The organism is Arthrobacter sp. TMN-50 (assembly GCF_054511125.1).
Genome location: NZ_JBTNDG010000002.1, coordinates 291,287 through 315,460 on the forward strand (window position 1 = coordinate 291,287; position 24,174 = coordinate 315,460).

Consider the following 24,174-nt stretch of genomic DNA (forward strand, 5'->3'; position numbering starts at 1 on the left):
GGAGGGCTGTGTCAGTCGGGGAGGGTGATGCCAGCGGGGGTATCACGGGCGAGGCCATCTTTCACGAGACCCGCCAGTGACCGCTCCAGCTGATCCTTCGGCGCGTTTAGACCGTGCAGCTTCAGCAGTGGAGTCAGTGATGTGCCGGGCCCGGACATCAAGTCAACCGGTTCGCCGACCAGTGCCTCCCTGACCACCGGCACCGCTGCATCCCGGAGCACGCCCATCATTGCCCCGCGCACCTGGCGGTCAGTCCCGGCCCACGCCTGGCCTTTGGGGACGTAGTGCGGCTCCGGCCTGCCAGCGGCCATCCACGCACAGGCATCGAATACCGGGCACTGCGAGCATTTGGGTGCCCGGGCGGTGCAGACGAGCGCACCCAGTTCCATCACCGCTGCGTTCCACAGTACTGACTGGGCGCCGTCGTCGGGCAGCAGATCGGCCGCCCGACGCAGCTCTGCTGCTGTGAGCGCCGGTGCAGGTAAGGCGTCCCCACCGACTAGCCGTGCGTGGACGCGCCGGATGTTGGTGTCCACCACGGTCTCACGCTTCCCGAAGGCGAACACTGCCACGGCCGCCGCCGTGTAGGTGCCCACGCCGGGCAACGTAAGGAGCTCGTCAACAGTGTCCGGTACCTCGCCGTTATGGTCTTCGACGAGGGCGCGCGCGGCCGCGTGCAACCGAAGGGCACGTCGCGGATAGCCCAGCCGCCCCCAATGCCTCAGCGCATCGCCGGCGGGTGCTGCGGCAAGGTCGGCCGGTGTGGGCCAGCGTGAGAGCCAGTCGGTGAAGACGGGTAGGACACGCACCACCGGTGTCTGCTGAAGCATGAACTCGCTCACCAGCACCGACCACGGGGTGCGGACGGGTCCCCGCCACGGTAGGTCCCGGGCCTGAACACCGAACCAGCCAATGATGCGTTGATGCAGCTGGGCTGGTGACGCCTGGTCCATTGACACTCCTGATAGTCGACCATCAATACTGTACTGACCGGCGTGGGGTCACAGGTATCCGGCATCTCTGTCCCTAGCCTTAACCTATGCATTCGCAGGGTGGCCCTTCGCGGGGCGGGCCGCAGGACAAGCCGTCACGCCCGTCTGGCGCGCCCCGGGCCAGCCCACGGGTGTACCGCCGCCGCAGGTTGGTGGTGCTGGCCCTCGCGCTGACCGTGGTCGGGGCTTTGGTATGGGCGGGGATTGTCCTAGCGGGCCTGATCGCCACCGCACAGGATACCGCCGACCCGGTCGCGGAAGCGGGGAAGTCGGCTGGACCCACCGTGGCGACTGCGCCCACCGACAAGCCATCGCCGTCGGATCCTGCCTGCGACCCCGCCCAGGTGGAGGTCAGCGCGTCGACCGACGCGCAGGATTACGCACCCGAGCAGAACCCGGTGCTGACGTTGACTGTGACGAATACCGGCGGCGTGGCCTGCCCGGTAAACGTGGGGACCTCGCAGATGGAGTTCCTGGTCACCAGTGGTGATGACCGGATCTTCTCGTCCCTTGACTGCCAGGAGGGTGCCGAGGACCTCAACCGGGATATCCCGCCGGGCGGTACAGAGGAAGCCAATTTCACGTGGGAACGGAACCGCAGCGCCCCAGGCTGCGAGACGGTCGAAGCCAACCCCACGCCAGGTTCCTACACCGTGAGCGTGTCACTGGGCGGCCGGACCAGTGAGAAAGTGCCCTTCGAGCTGCAGTAACCGCTACATGAAGCGGTCGAGGAGGCTCGTCTCGGCAATCCGGGAGAGTCCCTCCCGCACAGTACGTGCCCGCTGCTCGCCGATGCCGTCAACGGCCATCAGGTCGTCAATGTTAGCGGCCATCAGGTTCTGCAAACCACCGAAGTGGTCGACCAGCCGGTTCGCTACCGCCGGGGGAACAGCCTTGATGCCCGACACCAGCCGGAACCCTTTGGGCTGGACCACCGCGTCAAGCGAGTCGCTCGACGGATTGAAACCCACGACGCTGGCAATGGTGCCGAGGTCAATCAGGTCGGTAGAGCTGAAGGCCTGCAACGCGGCGAGCTGTTTCTCCACCACCAGGGACGCGTCGCCGAGGTCGAGATAGTCTCTCAGCACCATTTCGCTGCCTGGCCCTAGACCCGTGGTCAGTTCTTCGACCTGCAGTGAGAGCAGACGGCCGTCCACGCCCAGTTCAAGGACATACTGCGAGATTTCTTCGGAGATCCGCCTCACCATCTCTTGGCGTTGCAGGGTTACCGCCACATCCCTGACCGTGACCATTGCCTCGATCTCCAGCGCCGACAATGAGCCGGTCACCTGATCCAGGCGGGCCCGATACCGTTCCAGGGTAGCGAGGGCCTGATTCGCGCGCGCCAGCACCGGTTCTGAACCCTCCAGTACGTGCCGCAGGCCGTTGATATAGAGGGCGATAATGTGCATCGACTGGCTGACGGAGATGACAGGGAGCCCGGTCTGGATGGCTACCCGCTCGGCAGTCCGGTGTCGCGTCCCGGACTCCTGGGTGTCGATGGTGTGGTCCGGGACCAGTTGCACACCGGCCCGCAGGATATTGCTCGCGTCCCTGTCGCAGACAATCGCCCCATCCATCTTGGCGAGCTCCCGAAGCCGCGTGGGCGAGAAGGTGATGCCGATGTCGAACCCGCCGGAGCAGATGGAATCTACTGTGCGGTCGAATCCCAGAACGATCAGCGCCCCGGTGCGCCCGCGCAGAATGCGTTCCAGTCCGTCCCGCAACTGGGTGCCGGGAGCCACGCGCGCCAAGGTAGCCTTCAACGCGTCCTCTGGACTGCGAACCATTGCCACTTCCTTCCCGCTACCAGCGCCGCCAACCGGCATCCGGCTGAGCAAGGCCCTGCCGAGCAGGTACCCGCGCAGCCGTTCCAATCCTAGTGGGCGCGCCGCCTAAACCCAGATACCGGTTAGGGACGCAAATGGGTAACGGTTACAGCGGATGACGCAGGCGAGGTAGCCGCGCAGGTGGAGGAACAGTCAGAAGAGCAGTTCCAGGGCCTCGGTCAGCGTCGAGACTTCGTGCACGGTGAACCCCGCCGGGGCCCGGCCGGGGCCGTTGGGCGAGGCCGGCACCACTGCGTGGGTGAAGCCCAGCCGCTCCGCCTCCTGGACCCGTTGCGCGATACCGGGGACCGGCCGAACCTCACCGGCAAGTCCGACCTCGCCGAAGGCGATCAGCCGTGCCGCGAGCGGCTGGTTGGTTTTCGCCGATGCGATGGCCAGCGCGACTGCCAGGTCGGTTGCCGGTTCGCTGAGCTTCACCCCTCCGACCGTCGCCACGTAGCTGTCGTCCTTGTGCAGACTCAGCGAGGCGCGCTGCTGGAGTACCGCCAGGAGCATCGCCACCCGTGAACTGTCAAGGCCGCTGGTCGCCCGCCGGGGTTGGGAGTTGGAAGACTCGGCGAGCAGGGCCTGAACTTCCGCCAGCAGCGGTCTGCGCCCCTCCAGGGTGACGGTGATGCAGGTGCCGGATACCGGGTCCTTGGTGCGGGAGACAAAGAGGCCGCTGGGATCGGCGAGACCCTCAACACCGGTCTCGGTCAGATCGAAACAGCCAACCTCATCGGTGGGCCCGTACCGGTTCTTGATGGCCCGCATCAGCCGAAGCCGTGAGTGCCGGTCGCCCTCGAACTGGCACACCACATCGACCAGATGTTCCAGCAGGCGCGGCCCAGCGATCGACCCGTCCTTGGTGACATGTCCAACCAGAATGGTTGTCATTCCGCGGGTTTTCGCTGCGGCGATCAACGACGCAGCGACCTCCCGGACCTGGGTCACTCCTCCGGCGGTCCCGTCGACGGCGGCGCTGCTGAGGGTCTGCACCGAATCAACAATGAGCAGCGAGGGGGATAGCCGTTCCACCTGCCCCAACGCCTGCCCCAGATCCGATTCGGCGGTGAGGTAAAGGGTGTCCGCCAGCGCACCGATGCGTTCAGCCCGCAGCTTTACCTGGGCCGACGATTCCTCCCCGGTGATATACAGCACGTCCTTCCCGAGCCGCGCAACCCTCGCTGCGACGTCGAGGACCAGGGTGGACTTGCCGACTCCAGGTTCCCCTGCGAGGAGGATCACCGCGCCAGGTACCAGACCGCCGCCGAGCACCCGGTCAAGTTCGCCGATCTGGGTGGGCTGGTAGGAGGCAGCTGTTGCATCGACCTGCGAAATCCGCAGGGCAGGCGAGGCAACTGCTACGGCCGGCGTCGTCCGCGCTACTGTCTGGCCCGTTTCCTCGACCGTCCCCCACGCCTGGCACTCGCCGCACCGGCCAACCCATTTGGCCGTGGTCCACCCGCATTCACCGCACCGGTAGGCGGGAGCCGAGGTGCGTGCGGGGCGTACTGTCTTTGTTGCCATGGGCTCTAACGTACCGGCGGGTAGGGACATGGGGCGGCAAAGACACTACCGGTAGCGCCCGCTTTGAGAAGGGTCACAGTTTCGGCAGGTACCCGGCGGCCTCGTCGTGCTGGAGGCCGGTCGCCTCCAGCAGGTCAACAATCAGCGGGCGGTACAGTAGCACCAGCCCCTCACCTTCCAGCCGCTGGATCTTCAGCAGGCGTGGATGGAGCATGGTTGCAACGGCTGCCAGATCCTCCCGCGCCTGCCGAAGGGAGAGCTTCTGTTCGGGGGTACTTGTGGAGGATAAAGCGCGGCCCAGCACGTCGACGGCGTCGGCGGTGTCCTCAATGACCTGGGACAGTTCCTGGACGGCTTCGTCGGTAAGCGCCGCATGGTTGATGACCGAGGTCAGCCGACGGGTGAACACCCGCGCGTTGCGGACGGCGAGGTCGATCGACTCGATTGACCCCCTGAGCTCACCGAGCTCGTGGCGGTGCCGCCGGTAGGCAGGGGAGAGCCGCGCCACTTCCTGGGCCGCTCCCATACTGCCGGACAGCCCCTCCATCAGGGGCTGGCAGTTGCGGGCCCTGATCAGCGCATGCCAGGCGAGCGTAGGATCGCTGCGGGTCAGTGCCGTCGACGATTCCCGGAGTACCGCCGACAGCTCCCCGAGGAGCTCCCGCACATTGGTTTTCGGTTCCTTCCGTGGATCCTTGGGGGCGAGGATGACTATTACCAGGGCAAAAAGCCCACCTACGATTGCGTCGACGCTGCGGGTGAACGGACCGCCGTCAGGGGCTGGCAGGAGCACCACCAGCAGGGACTGCAGGCCTAGCTGCGTCGTGAAAATGGTCCCACTGTCCAGGAACCTGGCCAGCAGGATAGAGACAAACAGTACGACGGCGGCCTGCCAGATTCCGGTACCGAACAGGGCCAGCAGCACGTCTCCAAGCGCAATGCCAAGGGTGCAGCCCAACCCCACCTCAAGCACCCGCCGAAGCCGCGGGTCACGGGTGAAGCCGAGCGCGATCATCGAGGAGGTCGCAGCGAACAGGGGGCCGCTGTGACCAAGGACCCGTTCAGCGAAGACGTACGCTCCCACAGCGCAGACGGTCATCTGGATGGCCGGGATCACCGAGTTGGAGCTCCGGCGGAAACCCACCCGCGTCCGGTTGCGAACAAAAGAGCGGGCTCGCGAGGGAAATGATGGCCGCGGCATGCAACCCAGCCTAGCCCCGGTATCCCGGGTACGGAGTCGCGGTGGAGTGCTGGGATTTGGACAGTACCCGAGACAGTTTGGCAAGGCTACCGAACAAGCTGATTGCATCTGTACGTTTCCCGTTCACCGTCCGTTAACTTTGGTCAGTCAGTCTCGTCACCTGCGGCACCTAGCTTATTCAAGGTACGCATACCGAAAAGTTCGACTTTTCCATCTTCATAGGTGCCCTCGGCACCGATTTTCGACTCCCTGGAAGGGGCAATATCAAGTGAAGGTTCTTCGCTTTGGCCGCGCAGCGGCAGTAATCTCCGTCGCCGCACTGGCTTTGACCGCCTGCGGTTCCGACAGTGCAACCGACGAGCCGGCAGCGACCACCGGCGACAACGGTGCCGCAGAGAGCACCGTTTCAGGAACGCTGACCGGTGCTGGCGCTTCCTCCCAGGGCGCGGCTATGACCGCCTGGCAGTCCGGGTTCACCGCTGCCAACCCTGACGCAACACTTCAGTACTCCCCAGACGGCTCCGGCGCTGGCCGTGAAGCCTTCCTGGGTGGCGGCGTCCAGTTTGCCGGCTCGGACGCTTACCTCGATGAGGAAGAGCACGCAGCAGCCGTTGAGGTCTGCGGTCCCGAAGGCGCATTCAACATCCCCGCCTACATTGCGCCAATCGCTGTGGCCTTCAACCTGCCGGGCATCGATGAAGTGAACATGGATGCAGAAACTATCGCTTCAGTGTTCCGTGGTGACATCACCAACTGGAACGACGAGGCTATCGTCTCCCAAAACGAGGGCGTCGACCTTCCTGACCTGGCCATTACTGTTGTCCACCGCAGCGACGAGTCAGGCACCACCGAGAACTTTGTGGACTATCTCGCCGCAGCCGCACCCGACGTGTGGACCGATGAGGTTTCGGGTGACTGGCCCGCCGAAATCGTTGCGGAGAACGCTCAGGGTACCAACGGTGTAGTTTCCACCACCTCCGGCACCGAAGGCGCGATCACCTACACAGACGCGTCAGCCGTCGGCGATTTGGGCCAGGTTTTGGTAAAGGTTGGGGAGGAAAACGTTGCACTGACGCCAGAGGCTGCCTCACTGGCAGTCGAGGTGGCGGAGCCAGCCGAGGTTGAAGGTGCTCCCGAGGTGGATATGTCCTACAACCTCACCCGGGACACCACCGAATCCGGCGCGTACCCGATCGTGCTGATCTCGTACCACGTCTACTGCGCCACCTACCCAGACCAGGAGACAGTTGACCTGGTCAAGGCCTTCGGTTCTTACGCAATCAGCGAGGCGGGTCAGGCCGACGCTGCTGAGTCGGCCGGAAACGCCCCGATCTCCGAAACCTTGCGCGAGCAGGCCCAGGCCGCTATCGACTCGATAACGGTTGCTTCCTAATACAGTTCGTTTGCCCCGTCCGGTCTCACAGACCGGGCGGGGCTGTCCTTTGCGCTCAGCCGTTAGGCTGGTATCCAGTTACTACCACCGACCGCTGACGGCGCCCGTCCTTGGCAGCACAGCAGGATCAACCCAGTACCAGCTCCGAAGGGTTCACTAGTGTCCACGAAGACGGTGTCTCCGAACACGTTGCGCAGAGAAGGCGACAGCGGTCAATCAGGGGACAAAATATTCTCTACAGCCAGTCTTTTAGCCGGTTGCCTGATTCTCGCCGTGCTGTTCAGTGTGGCAATCTTCCTGCTAGTCCAGGCCTTCCCGACCTTCGTTGCCGACCCGGCCGACATTTCGGGTGGCAACGGATTCCTCTCCTACATTTGGCCCATCGTCATCGGGACGGTGATTGCGGCTGTTATCGCACTCATTCTCGCCACTCCCGTAGGCATCGGGGTCGCACTGTTCATCTCGCATTACGCTCCCCGCCGGCTCGCGCAGGGATTCGGCTATCTAATTGATCTTCTGGCGGCTATCCCGTCGGTGGTATACGGTGCCTGGGGTTACGCAGTGCTGGCTCCGCAGCTGGCGTTGGCCTATGACTGGCTTGCCGCCAATCTCGGGTGGATCCCCATCTTCGAGGGACCCGCCAGCAACACCGGACGGACCATGCTCACCGCTGGAATTGTTCTCGCGGTCATGGTCCTGCCGATTATCACCTCACTCAGCCGGGAAATCTTTCTCCAGACCCCCAAACTGCATGAAGAGGCATCCTTGGCGCTCGGGGCCACCCGCTGGGAAATGATCAAGATGTCGGTGCTGCCCTTCGCTCGCCCAGGGATCATTAGCGCAGCAATGCTGGGCCTTGGCAGGGCGCTGGGCGAGACGATGGCAGTTGCTCTGGTACTTTCCGGCGGAGCGTTGAACGCCAGTCTCATCCAGACCGGCAACCAAACCATCGCCGCTGAGATCGCACTCAACTTCCCTGAGGCATTCGGTCTTCGCCTCAGCGAGCTCATCGCCGCCGGCCTCGTCCTCTTCGTCATCACCCTGGCAGTGAACATGATTGCCCGCTGGATCATCAGCCGCCACAAGGAATTCTCAGGTGCCAACTAATGAGTAACGCAACCATGACCCGGCGTCCTTCCCAATTCACCAAGAACAAGCTTCCGAGATGGTCGATCTGGGCCGTCCTGGCAGGCGCCCTGATCCTCGGCGCGGCTGTCTCAGCGCTGCTCGGATTCAGCCCGATAACAATGGCCATTCTCGCCGCGATTTTCTTCGTCGTCGGTGGCACAGTAGTGTCCGCTGCCGTGGAAGGGGGTCGCAAGGCACGCGACCGGCTGGCAACCTATCTTATCTACGGCGCCTTCATCATTGCTGTGCTGCCCCTGTTTTCAGTCATCTGGACGGTGCTTGAGCGTGGCATGCCGGGCCTGACCAGCGACTTCTTGTTCCGTTCGATGAACGGTCTCACCGGAGCCATGGACAACCAGAGCGTTGCCGAAGGCACTCCGGTGATGGGTGGTGCCTACCACGCGATCCTTGGCACACTCCAGATCACCCTGTGGGCCACCATCATCTCGGTACCGGTTGGCCTGCTGGCGGCCATCTACCTGGTCGAATACTCGACTGGCGGCCCTCTCAGCCGGGCCATCACCTTCTTCGTCGACGTGATGACCGGCATCCCTTCCATCGTTGCCGGTCTGTTCGCTGCCGCGCTGTTCGGTTTGATCTTTGGTCCAGGTACTCGTACCGGATTTGTGGCTGCAGCCGCGTTGTCAGTGCTGATGATCCCAGTGGTCGTGCGTGCAACTGAGGAAATGTTGAAGATTGTCCCCAACGAACTCCGGGAGGCGTCCTTCGCGCTGGGTGTCAGAAAGTGGCGGACCATCACCAAGGTGGTCATTCCGACAGCCATTTCAGGCATCGCGTCAGGTGTCACCCTGGCGATCGCCCGGGTCATCGGAGAGACCGCGCCGATCCTGGTCACTGCGGGATTTGCAACAGGGATCAACCTTGATGTTTTCGGTGGATGGATGAGCACCCTCCCCACCTATATTTACTACCAGATCATCACGCCCACATCGCCAACCAGCACCGATCCGAGCATCCAGCGCGCGTGGGCGGCGGCGTTGGTATTGATTATTCTCGTGATGGTCCTGAACCTTGTTGCCCGTCTCATCGCCCGGATGTTCGCCCCCAAAACCAGCCGCTAAACGGCGCTGCACAACCTAAGGATTCAGATGTCAAAGCGTATCGACGTCAAGGACTTGAACGTCTACTACAGCAAGTTCCTCGCGGTCGAGGACGTCAACGTCACCATTGAAGCCAGCTCAGTCACCGCCTTCATCGGTCCATCGGGCTGCGGTAAGTCGACCTTTCTGCGAACGCTGAACCGGATGCACGAGGTTATCCCGGGTGCCCGTGTTGAGGGCGAGGTACTGCTCGACGGCGATGACCTTTATGACGACGCGGTTGATCCCGTGCACGTGCGTAGCCAGATCGGGATGGTCTTCCAGCGGCCCAACCCGTTTCCGACCATGTCCATCCGCGACAACGTGCTGGCTGGCGTGAAGCTCAACAGCAAGCGCATCAGCAAATCGGATGCAGACGCTCTGGTGGAAAAGTCGCTGCGGGGAGCCAACCTGTGGAACGAAGTGAAGGATCGCCTCGACCGACCAGGCTCCGGGCTGTCTGGTGGGCAGCAGCAGCGCCTATGTATTGCTCGAGCCATTGCAGTCTCCCCCGAGGTAATCCTCATGGACGAGCCCTGTTCGGCTCTTGATCCAATCTCCACGCTCGCCATCGAGGACCTCATCAACGAGCTGAAAACCGACTACACGGTGGCCATCGTCACCCACAACATGCAGCAGGCTGCTCGGGTTTCGGACAAGACAGCCTTCTTCAACATCGCTGCGACGGGTATGCCCGGGAAGATGATCGAGTTCGGCAACACCACCGACATCTTCAACAACCCCAAGGAAAAGTCTACCGAGGATTACGTCTCCGGCCGCTTCGGCTAACGGTTTCCGGGGCGGCGACGGGGGGGGTGATTGTGCTGGGGTGAGGAGTCAGCCCAGTTAGAGGAGCGGACTTATTGCCAGAAAAAGGATCGCGCCGAGCAGTGCAGTCGCCGCCGCCGTAGAGAACCAGACGAGCAGCACCTTCACAACTTCGCGGCCTCGAACCGTGGGGAACCGTTGATTGGCTCCCGCGCCGAGGATCGCGGAGGTCATGGTGTGAGTGCTTGAAAGCGGCATTGACAGGGAGATCGAGCCGACAAAAAGCATCGCAGCGCTAACGCCCTGAGCGGTCATCCCGCGCAACGGATCCACCCGCACCAGCCGATGCGCGAGGGTGTGGGTGATCCGCCAGCCGCCGAAGAGGGACCCGGTAGCCAGCAAGACTGCTGCGAAGATTTGTACCCATAACGGAATCGCGCTGCCCGTTGCCACGCCGCTGCCGACCAGGGCGAGCATAATCACCGCCATGGTTCGTTGCCCGTCCTGCAGCCCATGGCCCAGCGCGAATACTCCGGCCAGCACCGACTGCGCCATCCGGCTCCTGTAATTCACCTTCCGCGGCGGGCTGTACCGCAGCAGCCAGATGGCGGGAAACACCGATAGATAGGCCAGCAGGTACGCCACTAGTGGTGACAGAAGGAGGGGGAGTGCGATCTGCAGGAGGAACACCTGCTCCGAATCGGCGATTGACTTGCCCCCAATCATGGCCGATGCCCCGCCCGAGCCAATTAGCCCCCCAATGAGGGCGTGGGTGGACGACGACGGCTTGCCCCGGTACCAGGTGAGCAAACCCCAGCTGAGCGCAGCAATGAGTCCTGCAACAAGGATCCCGAGGCCAACCGTGCCCGGCGGAACGCTCAGCGCATTCCCGGTGAAGAGCAGGGCAACGCCGGCCCCCAGGAGGGCGCCAATCAGATTGAAGAACGCAACCAGGAGGACTGCGACACTCGGGGTGAGGGCCCGGGTGCGTACTGCGGTGGCAACCGAGTTGGAGACATCGTGGAAACCGTTGAGTAACGCAAAACCTCCGGCCAGCATCACGACGACGCCGAGGAGGAACAGCTCCACCTATGATTCCTTGACGAGGATGCTACCGACGTGTGTTGCCACCTTGCGAATGTCCTTGGTGACGTCGACAAGCTGATTGGCAACATCGCGGTGCCGCGCGTAAACAAGCGGCTTGTGATCGTTGAGGAGTTCCGAGCACCAGCTCCGGTGGGTCCGCTCGGCTCGTTTGGCCAGCCGGAGGATTTCGATCCAGTACTCTTCCAGCTCATCCATCGAGTTCAGTCGTTTCATCGCGGCTGCGGTCAGTTCCGACTGGCGGGTGATCACCTCGAGCTGTTCGGTGGCCCGGCGGCTCAGTTTGCTGAGCTGGTAGAGGGAGATGAGCTCGGCGGCGCCGTCGAGCTTCTCGATTGCCTCATTCAGGAGCCGGGACAGGGCGTAGAGGTCTTCCCGGGGAAGCGGGTTGACGAAGCTGCTGCGCATTGAGGTGAGCAATGCGTAATGCAGCTCGGCCGAATTGGCCTCATGCTCGTGCAGTTCTTCGGCGAGGCGGTCGTAGTCGCGGGTGGTGGCCCCGAGGATCCCCGACATGGTGCGTACACCCAGCACCAGTTGCTGCGCCATGTCGGAGAGCAGCACGAGGCCAGCGTCCTCCTGCGGAAAGAGGCGAAGCTTCACGGGGGGCTACCTAACCTGCTGGGGCATCGGGTTAATGAGTTGCAGCCTAAGAATAACTGACACTGCTTCGGAGGCTCACCTTTGCCGGTGTATCCGCATCCGGACGAGCGGTTACGAAGCGTGTAGTGAGGAATCCGGTGACGCAGGAATCTGGCGCTGATGCCACAAAAATGGTGCCGAACCGGGAGCGCCTCTCGGCGGAAGGCCGCTCGAAGCGGCTAAATGTTGAAGCCCGGGGGTTCCACGGTCCGACACCACTTTCAGTGTTCTCCTCCCATGCGCTCATGTCAACATTGGGGTCCAGACAATGCAAGTTAGTCGAGTTCGCCACGACGCCACGACGCAGCAGCATGTTCCAGATCTTCAGCGGTCTTGATTAGCTGATGTGAATTGCGCGTCAATTTGGCGGCATGCGCGCCATTGACCGGTTCGGCGTCGTCCGCGTGGTGGGTCTGGCCCAGGGCGATGACCCGGCAGAAAGCGGCGAAGCGCTCCAAGGCGACATCGAAATCGCCCTCGAAGGCACCAGACAAAATGGTGTCTGCCATGGACCTGACCTCCTCGGCTCCGGGGGGCTCTGCAACACCCGCAATCACTTTGGAGACCTGCGCAACGTCCTTGCCGGATTCGAAGTAGGAAGCAATGCGTTCTGGGTTCTGTTGGGTGGCTGCACGGAGAGCGTAGAGCCGCCAGAGGGCACCCGGGAGGGAACGTGCCGGGCTTTCCGCCCACATCTCGGCAATCGCCTCAAGACCCTGCTGATCGGCCAGTTCGACCAACCGCTGGGTGGTCCCAGGATCGTCAGCGAGGCGACCATGGTGGACCAACGCGCGCGCCGATAGGTGGGCGGCCTCCGACACCCGCGACGGATCTGCACCACCAGCGAAAACTTCAAAGTCCAGCGGCGCGAATGGCTTGGGCTTGTGGTGCCGTGGACTCTGGTTCTCGTAGTTACCGCTCATGAATTGAGGATACTCCTGCCGTTTCCCTCCATGCCAGAGTCGTCAAACTGGGCAGCTTTCGGCCCCACCGTAACACCGTGTCATGGAAGCCGATTGAACGCCCGCGTTCTGCACACCGAGGCGGAATGCGATAATGTAAGCAGGTCATTTCGACTACTTCGGTGGTCTGAGGTGATGCGGGCCTTTAGCTCAGATGGTAGAGCATCGGACTTTTAATCCGTGGGTCGAGGGTTCGAGCCCCTCAGGGCCCACAATCGTGGGAAACCCAACCACAGAATCCCCGCCGTTCAGCGCAACGGTGGGGATTCTGTGCATTGCCGGTCGAAACTGGGGATTGACTCTGACCGCTTAAGCGTTTGCAATGGATAGTAGGTAATTCCACAAGGATGCTACGTTTTCGGACTCACTCGGTCCGTGAACCTCGGCTCCGCCGGGAGGAAGACCGATGGACCTTGCCAGTTTCGTGATCCAGGCAACAATTGCCGTCGCGGTAGTAGGTATACTCACCGCGATCACGGCTGTGGCCTTGGCCAGCAGCCTCAAGCGCCACGACGACATCGACTCCCTCTTTTGGTACGGGTTTTCCGGATTTGTAGCAGTCGTCCTAGCGGTTATTGGGGCCGCAGCAACCATCCCCGGTAGCGGAGGAACGGTCACCGCCGGGGCGCTGGTAAGCACGGGTCTGGCGGCCGGCTGGCTGTGGCGAGGCGAGCGGGAACGCAGGGTGAGACTTGACGATGAGGCAGCCCGCCAGCAGAGTGAGAATCTTCGCACACGCCACGACCGTGTCCTCCAGCAATGGGTCAGCTACGAACTCGATCCGGCAGCAGCTATCGATTTCCCGGCAATGACCGATCTCTCACGCAGCGATACGTCCCAGCTGATCCAGTCGATGCGGGCAGCAGCGCTGTTGCGGGTGAGGTTTGACGACGGCGACGTCGGAGCGCCCGAGTACGAGTCGGCTGTGGCACGGCTCGAAGCGGCCCTGGCGGCCGCCGAAACGGCCGCCGGAGTGGTGCGAGGTGATGTCGTGGGAGGCAATGCCCCTGGCCGCACGTTCACTTAGCCGGTGGGTTGAGGGTGCTGTCCGACGCTGGGGGTGTCGTGTAGGTTTAACCGCATGAGAACAATGATTTTCGAGTAGTTCATCAAAGGGATTCTCTCCTTGTCGAAGACCACACTTGTTGAGGCTATGCCTCCGAGTGACGTTTCTTTCCCATCACAGCGGCAGTTGAGCATCCTTCAACAGCCGAAAATTTAAGGATCATCATGACCGAGACACCGAAAAACCAAGCTAAAGACCATAATCCGGACCTCGCAGTACACCTGACGGAATCGGCAGCCAAAAAACTGCAGGACGATCCCCGAGCCAAGCTCGCCCTCGAAAAGAAGAACCCTGACTTTGGGAAGCTCGCCGGGTCGCGAAGCACCGGACCCAACCATCAGCCGGTCCACCGCAGCGGGAAGCAGGGCAAAACTGAGAAGAAAGCGCGCTGGTAACTCTCCAGGCAGCGCACGGTTAAATTGAGACTGGCTCCGCGTTCTGCGTATGGGGGAATCGCAGAATGGGGAGCCAGCAACCTCAGTATACTTCAATCCGAGCATGGGAAGTCCAATTAAGGGGTGGTAATGACTGTCGCAGCTAAGTCCTTCCAGCTGTGGCGGTCCCGGGTTGCTCCAGACGACACCGTTTCGGACGTATGCCGCAAGGCAGGAATTAAAAGGTCGACTCTCGGTCAGCAGCTGGTCCGCGGGAAGGTAGCCACCAGCACCATCGTCAGCATCGCCCGTGCCTACCACCTACACCCAGCGCAGGAGCTGGGCAGTTTCGATGGCTACCGCGACCTTCCGTCCGGGATCCGGGAACCGACCGACGCCGAACTGATCAGCCAGGTCTCGCACATCGACATCCTCCGGCTCGTCGTGGCCCGCAGCCGGGACAGTGAGGCGGTGGACCGGGAAGTCCAGCTGGACCTGGCCTCCTTCCCGCACCGCAACTCGGTACGGGCGTGGATCGATGCTATAGATCGTGGCGACCTCCGGCAGGGACTGGCGGCGAAAACCGGGATTGCCCCCCAAAATCTTTCGGCGCAACTAACTGCCGGACGCCTGACCCCCGCACTGGCTGTAGAAGCAGCACGGTTTGCAGGGGTCTCACTCGCCAGTGGGCTGGTTGTTACCGGTCTGATCACCCCCGGCGAGGGTAACTGGCCAGCAAACGGTAGACATCGGGCATTAAGCGTCATGCAGGACGCCGACCTGGTGCTCCTCGCGAGGGACCGCCTCGACGTGCTGGGCAAGTCACTAAAAAAACTTGAGCTGGCAGCTAGCCGGGACCGCGACCTATGGGAGAACCTCGGATGAGCGAGCAGGTAATCCAGTGGACGGTGCTGGCATCATGTATCGGGTTTGCTTTGTTGCGGCTACCGGACGCCGTCCGCGGCCGGGGGCGCGGCGTGTTCGTTGCCCTGGTGCTGCTGGTTGTTGCTGTGGGACTGAGCCTGCCGCAGATCTACCTGCCGGTCGACGGATTCCTGGGCGGGATCAACATCGCCAACCTGATCATCAGACTCTCACTCTTCGCGATTGTGGTGCTTTTAGGTATTAGAATCGCTGCGGCCTTCAGGTCTCGCCGAACACGCTCGTTGATTGTCGGGCCGGTCGGGGTGGCGGTGTTGGGTTTGTTCGTGTTGGGGACCGTAGCGTTGTTTGTGGTCAGCGACCTCCCCGAAAGTTCGACCGGTCTGCAGGCCTATTATGGCCAGGGTACGGTCCAGTATTACGCCGAAGCCGGTCGGCTCTATCCGGGATACGTTGCGGCGTGCCTGATACTTCCGGCCGTGAAAGGGGTTGCAGACCCAACCGGACGGTTGGCGCATCGAGGTGCTTCCGCCTTGTTGGCTATCGGTTTCCTCGCCGTCACCTATTTTGCAGTTGCTCGGCTTGCAGTGGGTGATCTCGGCATCTGGGAAGTGATCCTCCCTTTCGGCGCAATCCTGCTGGTCACTACCGGTCTCACGATCATCTGGGCCACGAGACGTCGGACCGAGCGTTCACCGCAAGGGAACCCACTTGCTTGATATCTGACGTTTTGGTGATTGATCAGACCGGGGGGGGGTATTCACACTTTCATCATCATGTGCCAAAATAATGATTGTGTAACTCCGCTTAGCCATGGGGGACAGCGGAGCTATAGTGCGGGGTGGGGCGTCCATTAGAACGGGTGGACGCACCTACCCGTTCTCGATCGTTGTACCCGATCCAGCCGTTGCGCCTCTCCGGCCGAACAGCCGCCCAGTCGCAGCCCCTAGTGTCACTCGACGCATCCGTTGCATCTTCGGCCAGCTCGCGACTGTGGCTCTGCGTTCTGACATAGGGTTTCCTCCTTGGTTAGGCGCTTACTGGCCCAGGGTTTTCAGAATGGGGAGCCGTTCACGCACGGCGGCGCGACCCGAATCGGCAGTGCGAGCGGCAAGAGCCAGCGCCGCGAGTTCCTGGGCTTCGTGGCGGGTCACCGAGGCGAGCACAGCCGCGACGATGGGGAGCGACCTGGCCGACATGGAGAGGGTCTGAACTCCCAGACCTACCAGTACGACAGCGAGGGCAGGATCCGCCGCAGCCTCACCGCACACCCCGACCGGCTTCTGCACCGCAGTGTCTGCGGACGCCGACTCCGCGCCGGCGACGGTGAGCTTTATCAGCTGCAGGACCGCCGGTTGCCAGGAGTCGTTGAGTGCGGCCAGATGCCCCAACTGCCGATCAGCGGCCATCGTGTACTGGGTGAGGTCATTGGTGCCCAGCGATGCGAACCCGACATGGTGCAGGATGGCTTCGGCAGTCAGCGCGGCTGACGGAACTTCAACCATCACCCCGGGATGGTTCAGGCCTTCGGCCAGGCACAGTTCACCGAAGGCTTCGGCCTCCGCCGCCGTGGAGATCATCGGCGCCATCACCCATACCTCGGCCTCTGCGTCAGTTGCGGCCCGGGCGATTGCCTGCAGCTGACGGGTCAGGACGTCGGGGCTGATAGAGCCGGTCCGGTACCCTCTAACACCTAACGCCGGGTTAGGTTCGGAGGTATCGGTGAGGAAGGGAAGCGGCTTGTCGGCGCCAGCGTCGAGCGTCCTCACCACCACCTTACGGCCCGGGAATGCGTCGAAGACCTCCCGATACGCGGCTGCCTGCTCTTCTCGGCTGGGTTCGGTTTCACGATCGAGGAAACAGAACTCGGTGCGAAACAGGCCAACGCCCTCGGCCCCGGCTGCAGCCGCGGCGCGCGCGTCCTTACCGGACCCCACGTTTGCCAGTAACGGCACCGAATGCCCGTCAGCTGTGGCACCGGCGCCGTTGAAGGCGCCGAGCGCTGCCGACTGTTCGATCCACTGCTCAGCTGCCGCTTGCTCCTCATCGCCGGGATCGGTGATGATACTGCCAGCGGCACCGTCGACATACACCTTGGTTCCGGCTTCAATGGCTTCGGCACCAGGTGCCGCCACCACAGCTGGCAACCCCAGCGCCCGGGCCAGGATGGCTGTGTGCGACTGAGGTCCACCGCTGCTCGTGATCAGCGCCAGTACTTTGGTGGAGTCAAGGGTCGCGGTGTCCGCCGGGGCAAGGTCCTCGGCGGCCAGGATAAAGGGATTTTCTGACGTCGGAACCCCCGGTGCGGGGAGCCCGCGCAGTTCAGCGACCAGCCGTGCCCGCACATCGTGGACGTCCTGGGTGCGTTCGGCCATGTACCCGCCGAGGCCCCGCAACATGTCGGCGACGGCGGATCCGGCCTCCCACACCGAACGTTCAGCCGAGGTTCCGGCCATGATGAGCTTGGTCGCCGACTTCAGCAACATTGGGTCGGCGGCCATCATTGCTGTGGCCTCTAACACGGCGCTCGCATCCTTCGGCGCGGCTTCGGCGCGGCGTTTCAGCTCGGCCTGCACTGCCGTTGATGCGGTCTTCAGCCGGGCCGTTTCGGCGCCGGCGTTGGTGTCCTTGCCCCACCGCTCATCCGAGGGAGGTTCGGTCACGCTGCTCGGCATCTGCAGCACAGGACCGATGACACGGCCGGGGCTAACCCCGACTCCGGTAAGTTTCATCATTGAACTACCCTCCGGGGTTCGGTTAGGCGGCGACCGTCTCGGCGACGGGGGTGTCCTCGGTCTTCCGCGTGGCGAAGCGCTTCAGTCCCACCACTGCGATTGCCGAAATGATGGTTCCCGCGATGATCGCCACCACAAACATAGCGACATTCCCGATGGCAAAGAAGACGAAGATGCCGCCGTGGGGTGCCTGGGATCTGACGCCGGTGCCCATCACGATGGCTCCTGTCACCGCTGCGCCGAACATACTCGCGGGGGTGACACGGCATGGGCTGACTGCTGCGAAAGGAATCGCGCCTTCGGAGATGAACGCGGCACCCGGCAAAGTCTGTGTTCATTTTTGTTTGTCAATCATTTTGTGGCAAGCAGAAAGCGCCACCAGCCCGGCAGTGGGCAGGTGGCGCTTGGGAGTGCTTGCGGGAGTTAGATGCCGCCGTCCCGGGTTTCATTGCGGGTGACTGTCTCGCCTGTGTTTGGATCCTGGAGCGTTCGTGACTCCGTCACCCGACGCTGGCTGCGCGGGGCATTCATCACCAGTGAAATGATTAGGCCGAGTACTCCTACCCCCATGAGGATGTAGCCCACAAGGGTGAGGTCGATGAAGTCAACGACGTCAGCAACTGCGAAAGCAAGAATTGCACCCAGTGCAATAAGTACGATTGAAGAACCGATTCTCATTTTGTTTACTACTCCTTTGATATCCGGCGGACCGTGGCAAATTGGCCGACAGGGGTGAAACAGATGAACAGTCAGATTTCGGCCCTATCGTCGAGATCAGCATACTGTTGTTCCGATTTATGCACGTCAACCAGACTATTTGCAGAAATCGTGCCGTGGCGGGCGGAGGTCAAGCGTTATCAAATCAACACCGGCGTGGTCTATTGAAAAAGCATGTGCAAGAGGTTTAATGAAGTCGGCACCGCCTTCACTTTAAACTAAGCACGCTGATGAAGTAGGATGGTTGGAAGCTTGTGTAGGGACATCCTGCATTACAGCACTTTTGTTATACGTATCACTCGTAGACAAGACCCGATTACAAGGAGTACTCCATGGGTTTCTTCGCATTTCTTCTTCTAGGCCTCATCGCTGGCGCAATCGCCAAGCTCATCCTTCCCGGCAAGCAGGCCGGTGGATGGGTAATCACCCTCATCCTTGGCGTTGTCGGCGCACTGCTCGGCGGCTTCATCGGCCAGGCACTCTTCGGCGCCGACATGAACGAATTCTTCTCACTCGAGTCATGGCTGCTGGCAATCGGCGGTGCGCTGATCGTGCTCGTTGTATACGGCGCCATCACCGGTCGCAAGTCACGCGCCTAATTCAGACGCTGCACTTTGCAAACGTCGCCGGGGCAACCCGGCGGCGTTTTTTGTGTATTTATCGGTCCCACTTGTGTGCGCTGCGCGGTTCCGTGCCGTGCCCAACTGAAGGAAACCAGCAATGAAACTGCCTAACCTCAATCCGGCGTCGCGGTTGGCTAACGGAGCTCTCTTCGATAAGGAGGGAAAACCCAAACCGGGCATCCAGCGGACCATCGAACGGGCAATCGAGGTGCAGCGCCCGCTTGTCCTGGCTAACCTGCGGCGGATGTACGCGAAGAATCCGCAGGCGACCGTCGCCGAAATCAGCTCGGACCTTGAGCGCCATTATCTTGCAGTGATCACCGTAACGGGCGCCGGGGTGGGCGCGACCGCCGTCGTACCCGCCATCGGGACCATCGCGTCGTTGGGGCTCTCGGCCGCAGCTACCATCGGCTTCCTTGAAGCCACTGCGCTCTACGCCCAGTCCATCGCCGAACTTCACGGCGTGCAGACCGGAGATCCGGAACGCGCGCGAACTCTGGTGATGGCCATCCTCATGGGCGACGAGGGCCTCGCACTCATCCAGTCGGTCCTTCGCGGCTCAGGAGGCGGAGCGACCGAGCATTGGGGCACGATGCTCGGCGGAAGCGCGTCATCGCCGATTGCGCGCACCATCGGGCACAGCATCAGAAGGCGCTTCGTGCGCAAGATGCTGGCCAAGCAGGGCAGCGCTCTGTTGGGGAGGGCTCTTCCCTTTGGTATCGGCGCCGTCGTCGGCGGTGCCGGCAACCACATGATGGGGCGTGCAGTAGTCGCTGCGACGGCTCAGGCTTTCGGTCCGGCCCCTAGCGTCCTGCCCGGCGAGCTGGTCCAGGACCTCGATAAGTGAGCTAGCCCCAATAGCAGCCCGTCACCGCGCGGAAGCAAGTGAACCCGTCGAAATAGTCCGCCAAGGCCCGCGGTAGAGCAGCGGGAGGGCTAGCCTAAGACGGCGTGAGCAACGGCAAAGATCACCAGGCCGGCCAGGGAGCCGACCACCGTGCCGTTAATCCTGATGAATTGCAGGTCCTTGCCGATCTGCAGTTCGATCTTGTGTGAGGTTTCGTCGGCGTCCCAGCGGCCGACGGTCTCAGTAATAATGGCAGCGATGTCGCTGCGGTAGGTGCGCACCAGGTACCCGGCCGCGTCGGCGATCCACCGGTTCACCTTTTGGGCCAGCTCTTCGTCGCTGGACAACCGGCGACCGAAGTCCCGGACCGCTGACTTGAAGTTACGGGTCAGTTCGCCCTCTGGGTCGTCGACAGCCTCAAGAAGTGCCTTCTTGATGGTGGTCCAGGTCCGGGCGGCCAGATCGCGCACCTGGGGGTCACCCAGTACCTGAGCCTTAATGTCTTCGGCTTTGGCAATGACCGCCGGGTCATGTTGTAGGTCCTGGGCCAGATCCTTCAGGTACTTATCCAGGGCCAAACGCACGTCGTGGTCTGGCTTGGTCTGCACAGCGCGCACGAATTTGGACAATTCCACATACACCTTGTCCCCCACCAGGCCGTCCACAAACTGGGGGACCCAGGTGGGGGAGCGCTGGGACACCAGTCCCGAGACGAGGTTGTAGTTGCTGTCCACCCATTCGGCCGCGCGGTCCACCAGCAGATCCACCAGTTGATGGTGATGGCCGTTGTCGAAGATCCGCTCGGCAATCTTTCCCGCGGGTGGCCCCCAGGCCGGGGTGAGCAGGTGTTTACGCACCATTGACTCGATGACGGATTGGACGGCGTCATCGTCGAGGACGGTGAACGCACCCCGGATCAGGGCAGCGCCCTCAACGGCTACCCGGTCTGATCCTTCGGTAGTGGCAAGCCATGCTCCAGCTTTCTGCGCGATACCGACCGCGGAAAGCTTCTGCTGCACCACAGCTTCCGACAGGAAGTTCTCCTCAACGAACTGCCCGAGGGACGCCCCGATCTGGTCCTTTTTCCGGGGAATGATTGCGGTGTGAGGAATTTTGACACCCATCGGGTGCTTAAACAGGGCGGTGACAGCAAACCAGTCAGCCAACGCACCGACCATACCGCCCTCAGCCGCCGCCCTCACATACTGGAGCCACGGGTATTGGTCCTGCATAGCGAATGCGACGACGAAAATCACCGCCATTGCCCCGAGCAGCCCGGTGGCCACCGCTTTCATGCGGCGCAGTCCTGCGGCCCGTTCTGCATCAGTACCGGCTAAGTGAGAGCTCAAGGATCCTCCGCGAGTTGCGGCGCACTAGATGTGCAACCGTCTGTGTCAGTAAAGCAGCGAATGGCCGGGTAAGTCACGCCAGGCCTACCGATTTCGCGTAGCGTATCGGGGAGATGCCGGTTGCTGACAGGATGGGGTATGTTGCACACGATTTTCGCCCACCGCGGTGCCAGCCACCAGTTCGCAGAACACACTCGGGCCGCCTACCTCCAGGCGCTCGCGGAGAAAACCGACGGCGTCGAATGCGATGTGCACCTGACGCGCGATGGGCAACTGGTCTGTATCCACGACTCAACCTTGGACAGGACATCCAGCGGCACCGGCGACGTCGCCGACCATACTCTGAGGGAGTTGCGGGCGCTCGACTTCGCGTCCTGGAAGGGGGCGAATATCCCTCCGGAGTTCGGCGGAATCGCCGACCAGTTTCTCTCGCTCGGTGACCTGCTGGAACTGCTGCTGGCGGCGGGACGGGAGGTTTCGCTTGCCATCGAGCTCAAGCATCCCAGCCCCTTTGGACTGAAACTTGAGGAAAAGCTGATTTCCTTTCTGATGCAGCGGGGGTGGGACCCTGAAAGCTCTACCCTCGCCAACGTGAATATCAGCTTTATGAGCTTTAATCCCGACTCGGTGAAACATTTGTTGGAGAAGGTACCCTCCCACACCGTCTGCCAGCTGATTTCTGATGTCAGACCGCAGGAGTTGCGTGCCGAACTGCATCTTGGAGCGTTGACAGCAGCAGCGGTGATCGGTCTACTCCGGCGGGCACTGAATGACGGGGAGGAGAACATCGATTCCCATTCAGCGGGAATGGCTGGTCCGGGCGTCGACTACGTACTGGCTCATCCGGCCCGGGTGCGCCGGTGGATTGCCGAAGGGATCCGTATCCGCGTGTGGACCGTAGATGAACCCGACGTCGTCGAGCTCATGCGCGAGTTGGGGGTCCAGGAAATCACCACGAACCGTCCGGCAGCTGTTCGCGCCCAGCTGGCAAGCTCCGCTGCCCACGGCGAGGATACAGCCGGCCGGTAGCGATTGTGATTGAGTTGAAGAATGCATTCCCCGATCGAAGACTACGCACTCGTTTCCGATATGCACACGGGTGCTCTGATCTCCAAAACCGGAAGCGTTGACTGGCTGTGCTTCCCCCGGTTTGATTCCGAATCCTTTTTCAGCGCCCTGTTGGGCGAAAAGGATCACGGGCGATGGCTGGTCGCACCTGCCCCCGGCGCGGGCTCGGCCGAGGTGGTGGAGTGGCACTACATCGACTCGACGTTCGTCTTGGTTACCCGCTGGCACACTGACGCCGGCGATGTCCGAGTGACCGATTTCATGCCGATCGGCGACCGCAGGGCCTCATTGGTGCGACGGATTGAAGGGCTGAGCGGCGATGTGCCGATGCGTCAGGAACTCGTGGTGCGGTTCGGCTACGGCAAGATTGTCCCATGGGTCAGCCGGCAGAGCGACGAGAGCGGCCAGGCGATCTCAGCGATTGCGGGACCCGACGCACTCGCGTTGCGCGGCGATCACCTGCCGCGCGCATCCCATCGGCGACATGAGGGGGAGTTCACTGTTGCTGCGGGTGAAACCGTGGACCTCGAACTCATGTGGTATCCCTCGTACCGTCCGATGCCCCGGCCGGCGAATGTCGATACTGAGTTGCAGGAAACCATTGACTACTGGTCTGGTTGGGCGGCGAGCTTCGAACGACAGGGGGAGTACGACCCGATCGTGAAGCGCTCGCTGCTGGTGCTTCGCGCGCTCACCCATGAGGACACCGGTGGGATCGTCGCGGCGCCCACAACGTCACTCCCTGAGCACTTTGGCGGTGCCCGCAACTGGGACTACCGGTTCTGCTGGCTCCGTGACGCTGCACTGACCCTCGAAGCTATGATGACCCACGGCTATCAGGAGGAGGCGTTGGAATGGCGCAACTGGCTGCTCCGGGCAGTGGCGGGTGACCCTGAAGACCTGCAGATTATGTATGGGGTCGGCGGGGAGAGGGAGCTGACAGAAAGGATTCTCGAACACCTTCCCGGGTACGAGGCATCCACGCCGGTGCGGGTCGGCAACGGGGCAGTGGACCAGTATCAGGCGGACGTGGTCGGGGAAGTGATGGTGGCCTTGGAGAAGCTCCGTAACAGGGGAGTGCTCGAGGACAGTTTCTCCTGGCCGCTGCAGCGCGCTCTGCTAAGTTTCGCCGAGAATCACTTTGACGACCCCGATCACGGCATCTGGGAGATGCGCGGCGATCTGAAGTATTTCACCCACTCAAGGGTGATGATGTGGGCGGCCTTTGACCGCGGTGTGCGCGCAGTCCGGGAACACGGGCTGGAGGGCCACGCCGAACGATGGGCCGAGCTCAGGGACCGACTACGCGAGAACATTTTGGACAAAGGTTTCGACCCCAGCATCAACTCCTTCACCCAGACGTATGGCAGCCCCGAGGTAGACGCCTCCTTGCTGCAACTGCCGCAGGTCGGGTTTCTCGATTACGACGACCCCCGGATGCTCGGCACCGTGGCACGGCTGGAAAAAGAGCTGGCCAACGAGCATGGTCTGCTGCTGCGTTACCGGACCGATGCGGGGATGGACGGGCTGGAGCCGGGCGAGCACCCCTTCCTTGCCTGCTCCTTCTGGCTGGTTGAACAGTACGCCCGGTCCGGCAGGATCGGGGATGCGAAGCGGTTGATGGACCAGTTGGTTGGATACGCCAACGGGCTTGGCTTGCTGGCTGAGGAATATGACAGCGACGGCGGCCGAATGGCTGGCAACTACCCCCAGGCGTTCTCGCATCTGGGACTGGTTCGTGCCGCGGACGCGATCCACGGCGTGAATAGCGGCTCCCTGTAGCGCTCGCCAGCACTCTCACGGACAAAAAAGTACCGGACCTGCAGGTTCGCTGTTGCACAACAGCGAACCTGCAGGTCCGGTA

Annotated in this window: 23 protein-coding genes, 1 tRNA gene and 1 pseudogene; 14 read left to right on the forward strand and 11 right to left on the reverse strand. The window is 62.2% G+C overall.

Annotation, left to right across the window (positions count from 1 at the left end; translation table 11 throughout):
* Positions 1–11: 11 nt before the first annotated feature.
* Positions 12–953 carry an HhH-GPD family protein gene (locus ACX80A_RS05300; protein ID WP_459258637.1) on the reverse strand — a complete coding sequence of 314 codons (942 nt, stop codon included), beginning with the start codon at positions 951–953 and terminating at the stop codon, positions 12–14.
* A gap of 86 nt (positions 954–1,039) precedes the next feature.
* Here ACX80A_RS05300 and ACX80A_RS05305 point away from each other — a divergent pair, with 86 nt between their 5' ends.
* On the forward strand, positions 1,040–1,702 hold the full coding sequence (locus ACX80A_RS05305) for a hypothetical protein (RefSeq protein WP_459258638.1): 663 nt from the start codon (positions 1,040–1,042) through the stop codon (positions 1,700–1,702).
* A gap of 3 nt (positions 1,703–1,705) precedes the next feature.
* Here ACX80A_RS05305 and disA read toward each other — a convergent pair whose 3' ends face one another.
* The 3 genes from disA to ACX80A_RS05320 form a co-directional block, all read right to left on the reverse strand.
* A complete protein-coding gene (disA, locus tag ACX80A_RS05310) occupies positions 1,706–2,782 on the reverse strand; it encodes a DNA integrity scanning diadenylate cyclase DisA (RefSeq protein ID WP_459258639.1) in 1,077 nt (358 codons plus the stop codon).
* Positions 2,783–2,974: 192 nt separating this feature from the next.
* Entirely contained in the window at positions 2,975–4,351 is a 1,377-nt protein-coding gene (gene radA / locus ACX80A_RS05315; protein ID WP_459258640.1) for a DNA repair protein RadA, read from the reverse strand.
* Between the two features lie 73 nt (positions 4,352–4,424).
* Positions 4,425–5,552, reverse strand: coding sequence for an FUSC family protein (locus tag ACX80A_RS05320; RefSeq protein WP_459258641.1), 1,128 nt, complete (start codon positions 5,550–5,552; stop codon positions 4,425–4,427).
* A gap of 268 nt (positions 5,553–5,820) precedes the next feature.
* Between ACX80A_RS05320 and ACX80A_RS05325 the strand changes: the two genes are divergently transcribed.
* From ACX80A_RS05325 to pstB, 4 genes are all read left to right on the forward strand, one after another.
* Positions 5,821–6,945 carry a phosphate ABC transporter substrate-binding protein PstS gene (locus ACX80A_RS05325; RefSeq protein ID WP_459258642.1) on the forward strand — a complete coding sequence of 375 codons (1,125 nt, stop codon included), beginning with the start codon at positions 5,821–5,823 and terminating at the stop codon, positions 6,943–6,945.
* A gap of 174 nt (positions 6,946–7,119) precedes the next feature.
* Complete coding sequence (pstC, locus tag ACX80A_RS05330) at positions 7,120–8,052, forward strand: phosphate ABC transporter permease subunit PstC (protein ID WP_459258832.1); 933 nt, start codon at positions 7,120–7,122, stop codon at positions 8,050–8,052.
* The gene (gene pstA, locus ACX80A_RS05335; RefSeq protein ID WP_459258643.1) at positions 8,052–9,155 is read left to right on the forward strand and encodes a phosphate ABC transporter permease PstA; all 1,104 of its coding nucleotides are present in this window, start codon (positions 8,052–8,054) and stop codon (positions 9,153–9,155) included. The genes pstC and pstA overlap by 1 nt, the downstream gene beginning before the upstream one ends.
* A gap of 27 nt (positions 9,156–9,182) precedes the next feature.
* Positions 9,183–9,962: a phosphate ABC transporter ATP-binding protein PstB gene (gene pstB, locus ACX80A_RS05340; protein WP_459258644.1), complete on the forward strand. Its 780-nt coding sequence runs from the start codon at positions 9,183–9,185 to the stop codon at positions 9,960–9,962.
* Positions 9,963–10,019: 57 nt separating this feature from the next.
* Here the strand turns inward: pstB and ACX80A_RS05345 are convergent, their stop codons facing one another.
* The 3 genes from ACX80A_RS05345 to ACX80A_RS05355 form a co-directional block, all read right to left on the reverse strand.
* Positions 10,020–11,030, reverse strand: coding sequence for an inorganic phosphate transporter (locus ACX80A_RS05345; protein WP_459258645.1), 1,011 nt, complete (start codon positions 11,028–11,030; stop codon positions 10,020–10,022).
* Positions 11,031–11,648 carry a DUF47 domain-containing protein gene (locus tag ACX80A_RS05350; RefSeq protein ID WP_459258646.1) on the reverse strand — a complete coding sequence of 206 codons (618 nt, stop codon included), beginning with the start codon at positions 11,646–11,648 and terminating at the stop codon, positions 11,031–11,033.
* Positions 11,649–11,962: 314 nt separating this feature from the next.
* Positions 11,963–12,610 (reverse strand): hypothetical protein, encoded by a 648-nt coding sequence (locus ACX80A_RS05355; protein WP_459258647.1) that lies wholly within the window; start codon positions 12,608–12,610, stop codon positions 11,963–11,965.
* Between the two features lie 178 nt (positions 12,611–12,788).
* Here ACX80A_RS05355 and ACX80A_RS05360 point away from each other — a divergent pair.
* The 5 genes from ACX80A_RS05360 (at position 12,789) to ACX80A_RS05380 (ending at position 15,690) form a co-directional block, all read left to right on the forward strand.
* A tRNA-Lys gene (locus ACX80A_RS05360) sits at positions 12,789–12,861 on the forward strand.
* Between the two features lie 194 nt (positions 12,862–13,055).
* A complete protein-coding gene (locus ACX80A_RS05365) occupies positions 13,056–13,676 on the forward strand; it encodes a hypothetical protein (protein ID WP_459258648.1) in 621 nt (206 codons plus the stop codon).
* A 203-nt stretch (positions 13,677–13,879) separates the two neighbouring features.
* Positions 13,880–14,110, forward strand: a complete 231-nt coding sequence (locus ACX80A_RS05370) for a hypothetical protein (RefSeq protein ID WP_459258649.1) — start codon at positions 13,880–13,882, stop codon at positions 14,108–14,110.
* A 129-nt stretch (positions 14,111–14,239) separates the two neighbouring features.
* Positions 14,240–14,974, forward strand: coding sequence for a hypothetical protein (locus ACX80A_RS05375; protein WP_459258650.1), 735 nt, complete (start codon positions 14,240–14,242; stop codon positions 14,972–14,974).
* Positions 14,971–15,690 carry a hypothetical protein gene (locus ACX80A_RS05380; protein WP_459258651.1) on the forward strand — a complete coding sequence of 240 codons (720 nt, stop codon included), beginning with the start codon at positions 14,971–14,973 and terminating at the stop codon, positions 15,688–15,690. The genes ACX80A_RS05375 and ACX80A_RS05380 overlap by 4 nt, the downstream gene beginning before the upstream one ends.
* 318 nt (positions 15,691–16,008) lie before the next feature.
* Here the strand turns inward: ACX80A_RS05380 and ptsP are convergent, their stop codons facing one another.
* The 3 genes and pseudogenes from ptsP to ACX80A_RS05395 all read right to left on the reverse strand — a co-directional run bounded on the left by ptsP (position 16,009) and on the right by ACX80A_RS05395 (position 18,384).
* A complete protein-coding gene (ptsP, locus tag ACX80A_RS05385; protein WP_459258652.1) occupies positions 16,009–17,706 on the reverse strand; it encodes a phosphoenolpyruvate--protein phosphotransferase in 1,698 nt (565 codons plus the stop codon).
* Positions 17,707–17,728: 22 nt separating this feature from the next.
* Positions 17,729–18,031 (reverse strand): annotated as a pseudogene (locus ACX80A_RS05390) (PTS lactose transporter subunit IIC); the annotation flags it as partial.
* A gap of 98 nt (positions 18,032–18,129) precedes the next feature.
* Complete coding sequence (locus ACX80A_RS05395) at positions 18,130–18,384, reverse strand: DUF6458 family protein (RefSeq protein ID WP_459258653.1); 255 nt, start codon at positions 18,382–18,384, stop codon at positions 18,130–18,132.
* 371 nt (positions 18,385–18,755) lie between these two features.
* On the opposite strand from ACX80A_RS05395, the gene ACX80A_RS05400 reads away from it, so the two are divergent.
* Together ACX80A_RS05400 and ACX80A_RS05405 are read left to right on the forward strand one after the other, a co-directional pair.
* Positions 18,756–19,022, forward strand: a complete 267-nt coding sequence (locus tag ACX80A_RS05400; RefSeq protein WP_459258654.1) for a GlsB/YeaQ/YmgE family stress response membrane protein — start codon at positions 18,756–18,758, stop codon at positions 19,020–19,022.
* Positions 19,023–19,143: 121 nt separating this feature from the next.
* Positions 19,144–19,893, forward strand: a complete 750-nt coding sequence (locus ACX80A_RS05405) for a hypothetical protein (RefSeq protein ID WP_459258655.1) — start codon at positions 19,144–19,146, stop codon at positions 19,891–19,893.
* Between the two features lie 89 nt (positions 19,894–19,982).
* Here ACX80A_RS05405 and ACX80A_RS05410 read toward each other — a convergent pair whose 3' ends face one another.
* Positions 19,983–21,188 carry a DUF445 domain-containing protein gene (locus ACX80A_RS05410; protein WP_459258833.1) on the reverse strand — a complete coding sequence of 402 codons (1,206 nt, stop codon included), beginning with the start codon at positions 21,186–21,188 and terminating at the stop codon, positions 19,983–19,985.
* A 192-nt stretch (positions 21,189–21,380) separates the two neighbouring features.
* Between ACX80A_RS05410 and ACX80A_RS05415 the strand changes: the two genes are divergently transcribed.
* Together ACX80A_RS05415 and ACX80A_RS05420 are read left to right on the forward strand one after the other, a co-directional pair.
* Positions 21,381–22,271 carry a glycerophosphodiester phosphodiesterase gene (locus ACX80A_RS05415; RefSeq protein WP_459258656.1) on the forward strand — a complete coding sequence of 297 codons (891 nt, stop codon included), beginning with the start codon at positions 21,381–21,383 and terminating at the stop codon, positions 22,269–22,271.
* A gap of 21 nt (positions 22,272–22,292) precedes the next feature.
* A complete protein-coding gene (locus ACX80A_RS05420; protein ID WP_459258657.1) occupies positions 22,293–24,092 on the forward strand; it encodes a glycoside hydrolase family 15 protein in 1,800 nt (599 codons plus the stop codon).
* Positions 24,093–24,174: the final 82 nt, after the last annotated feature.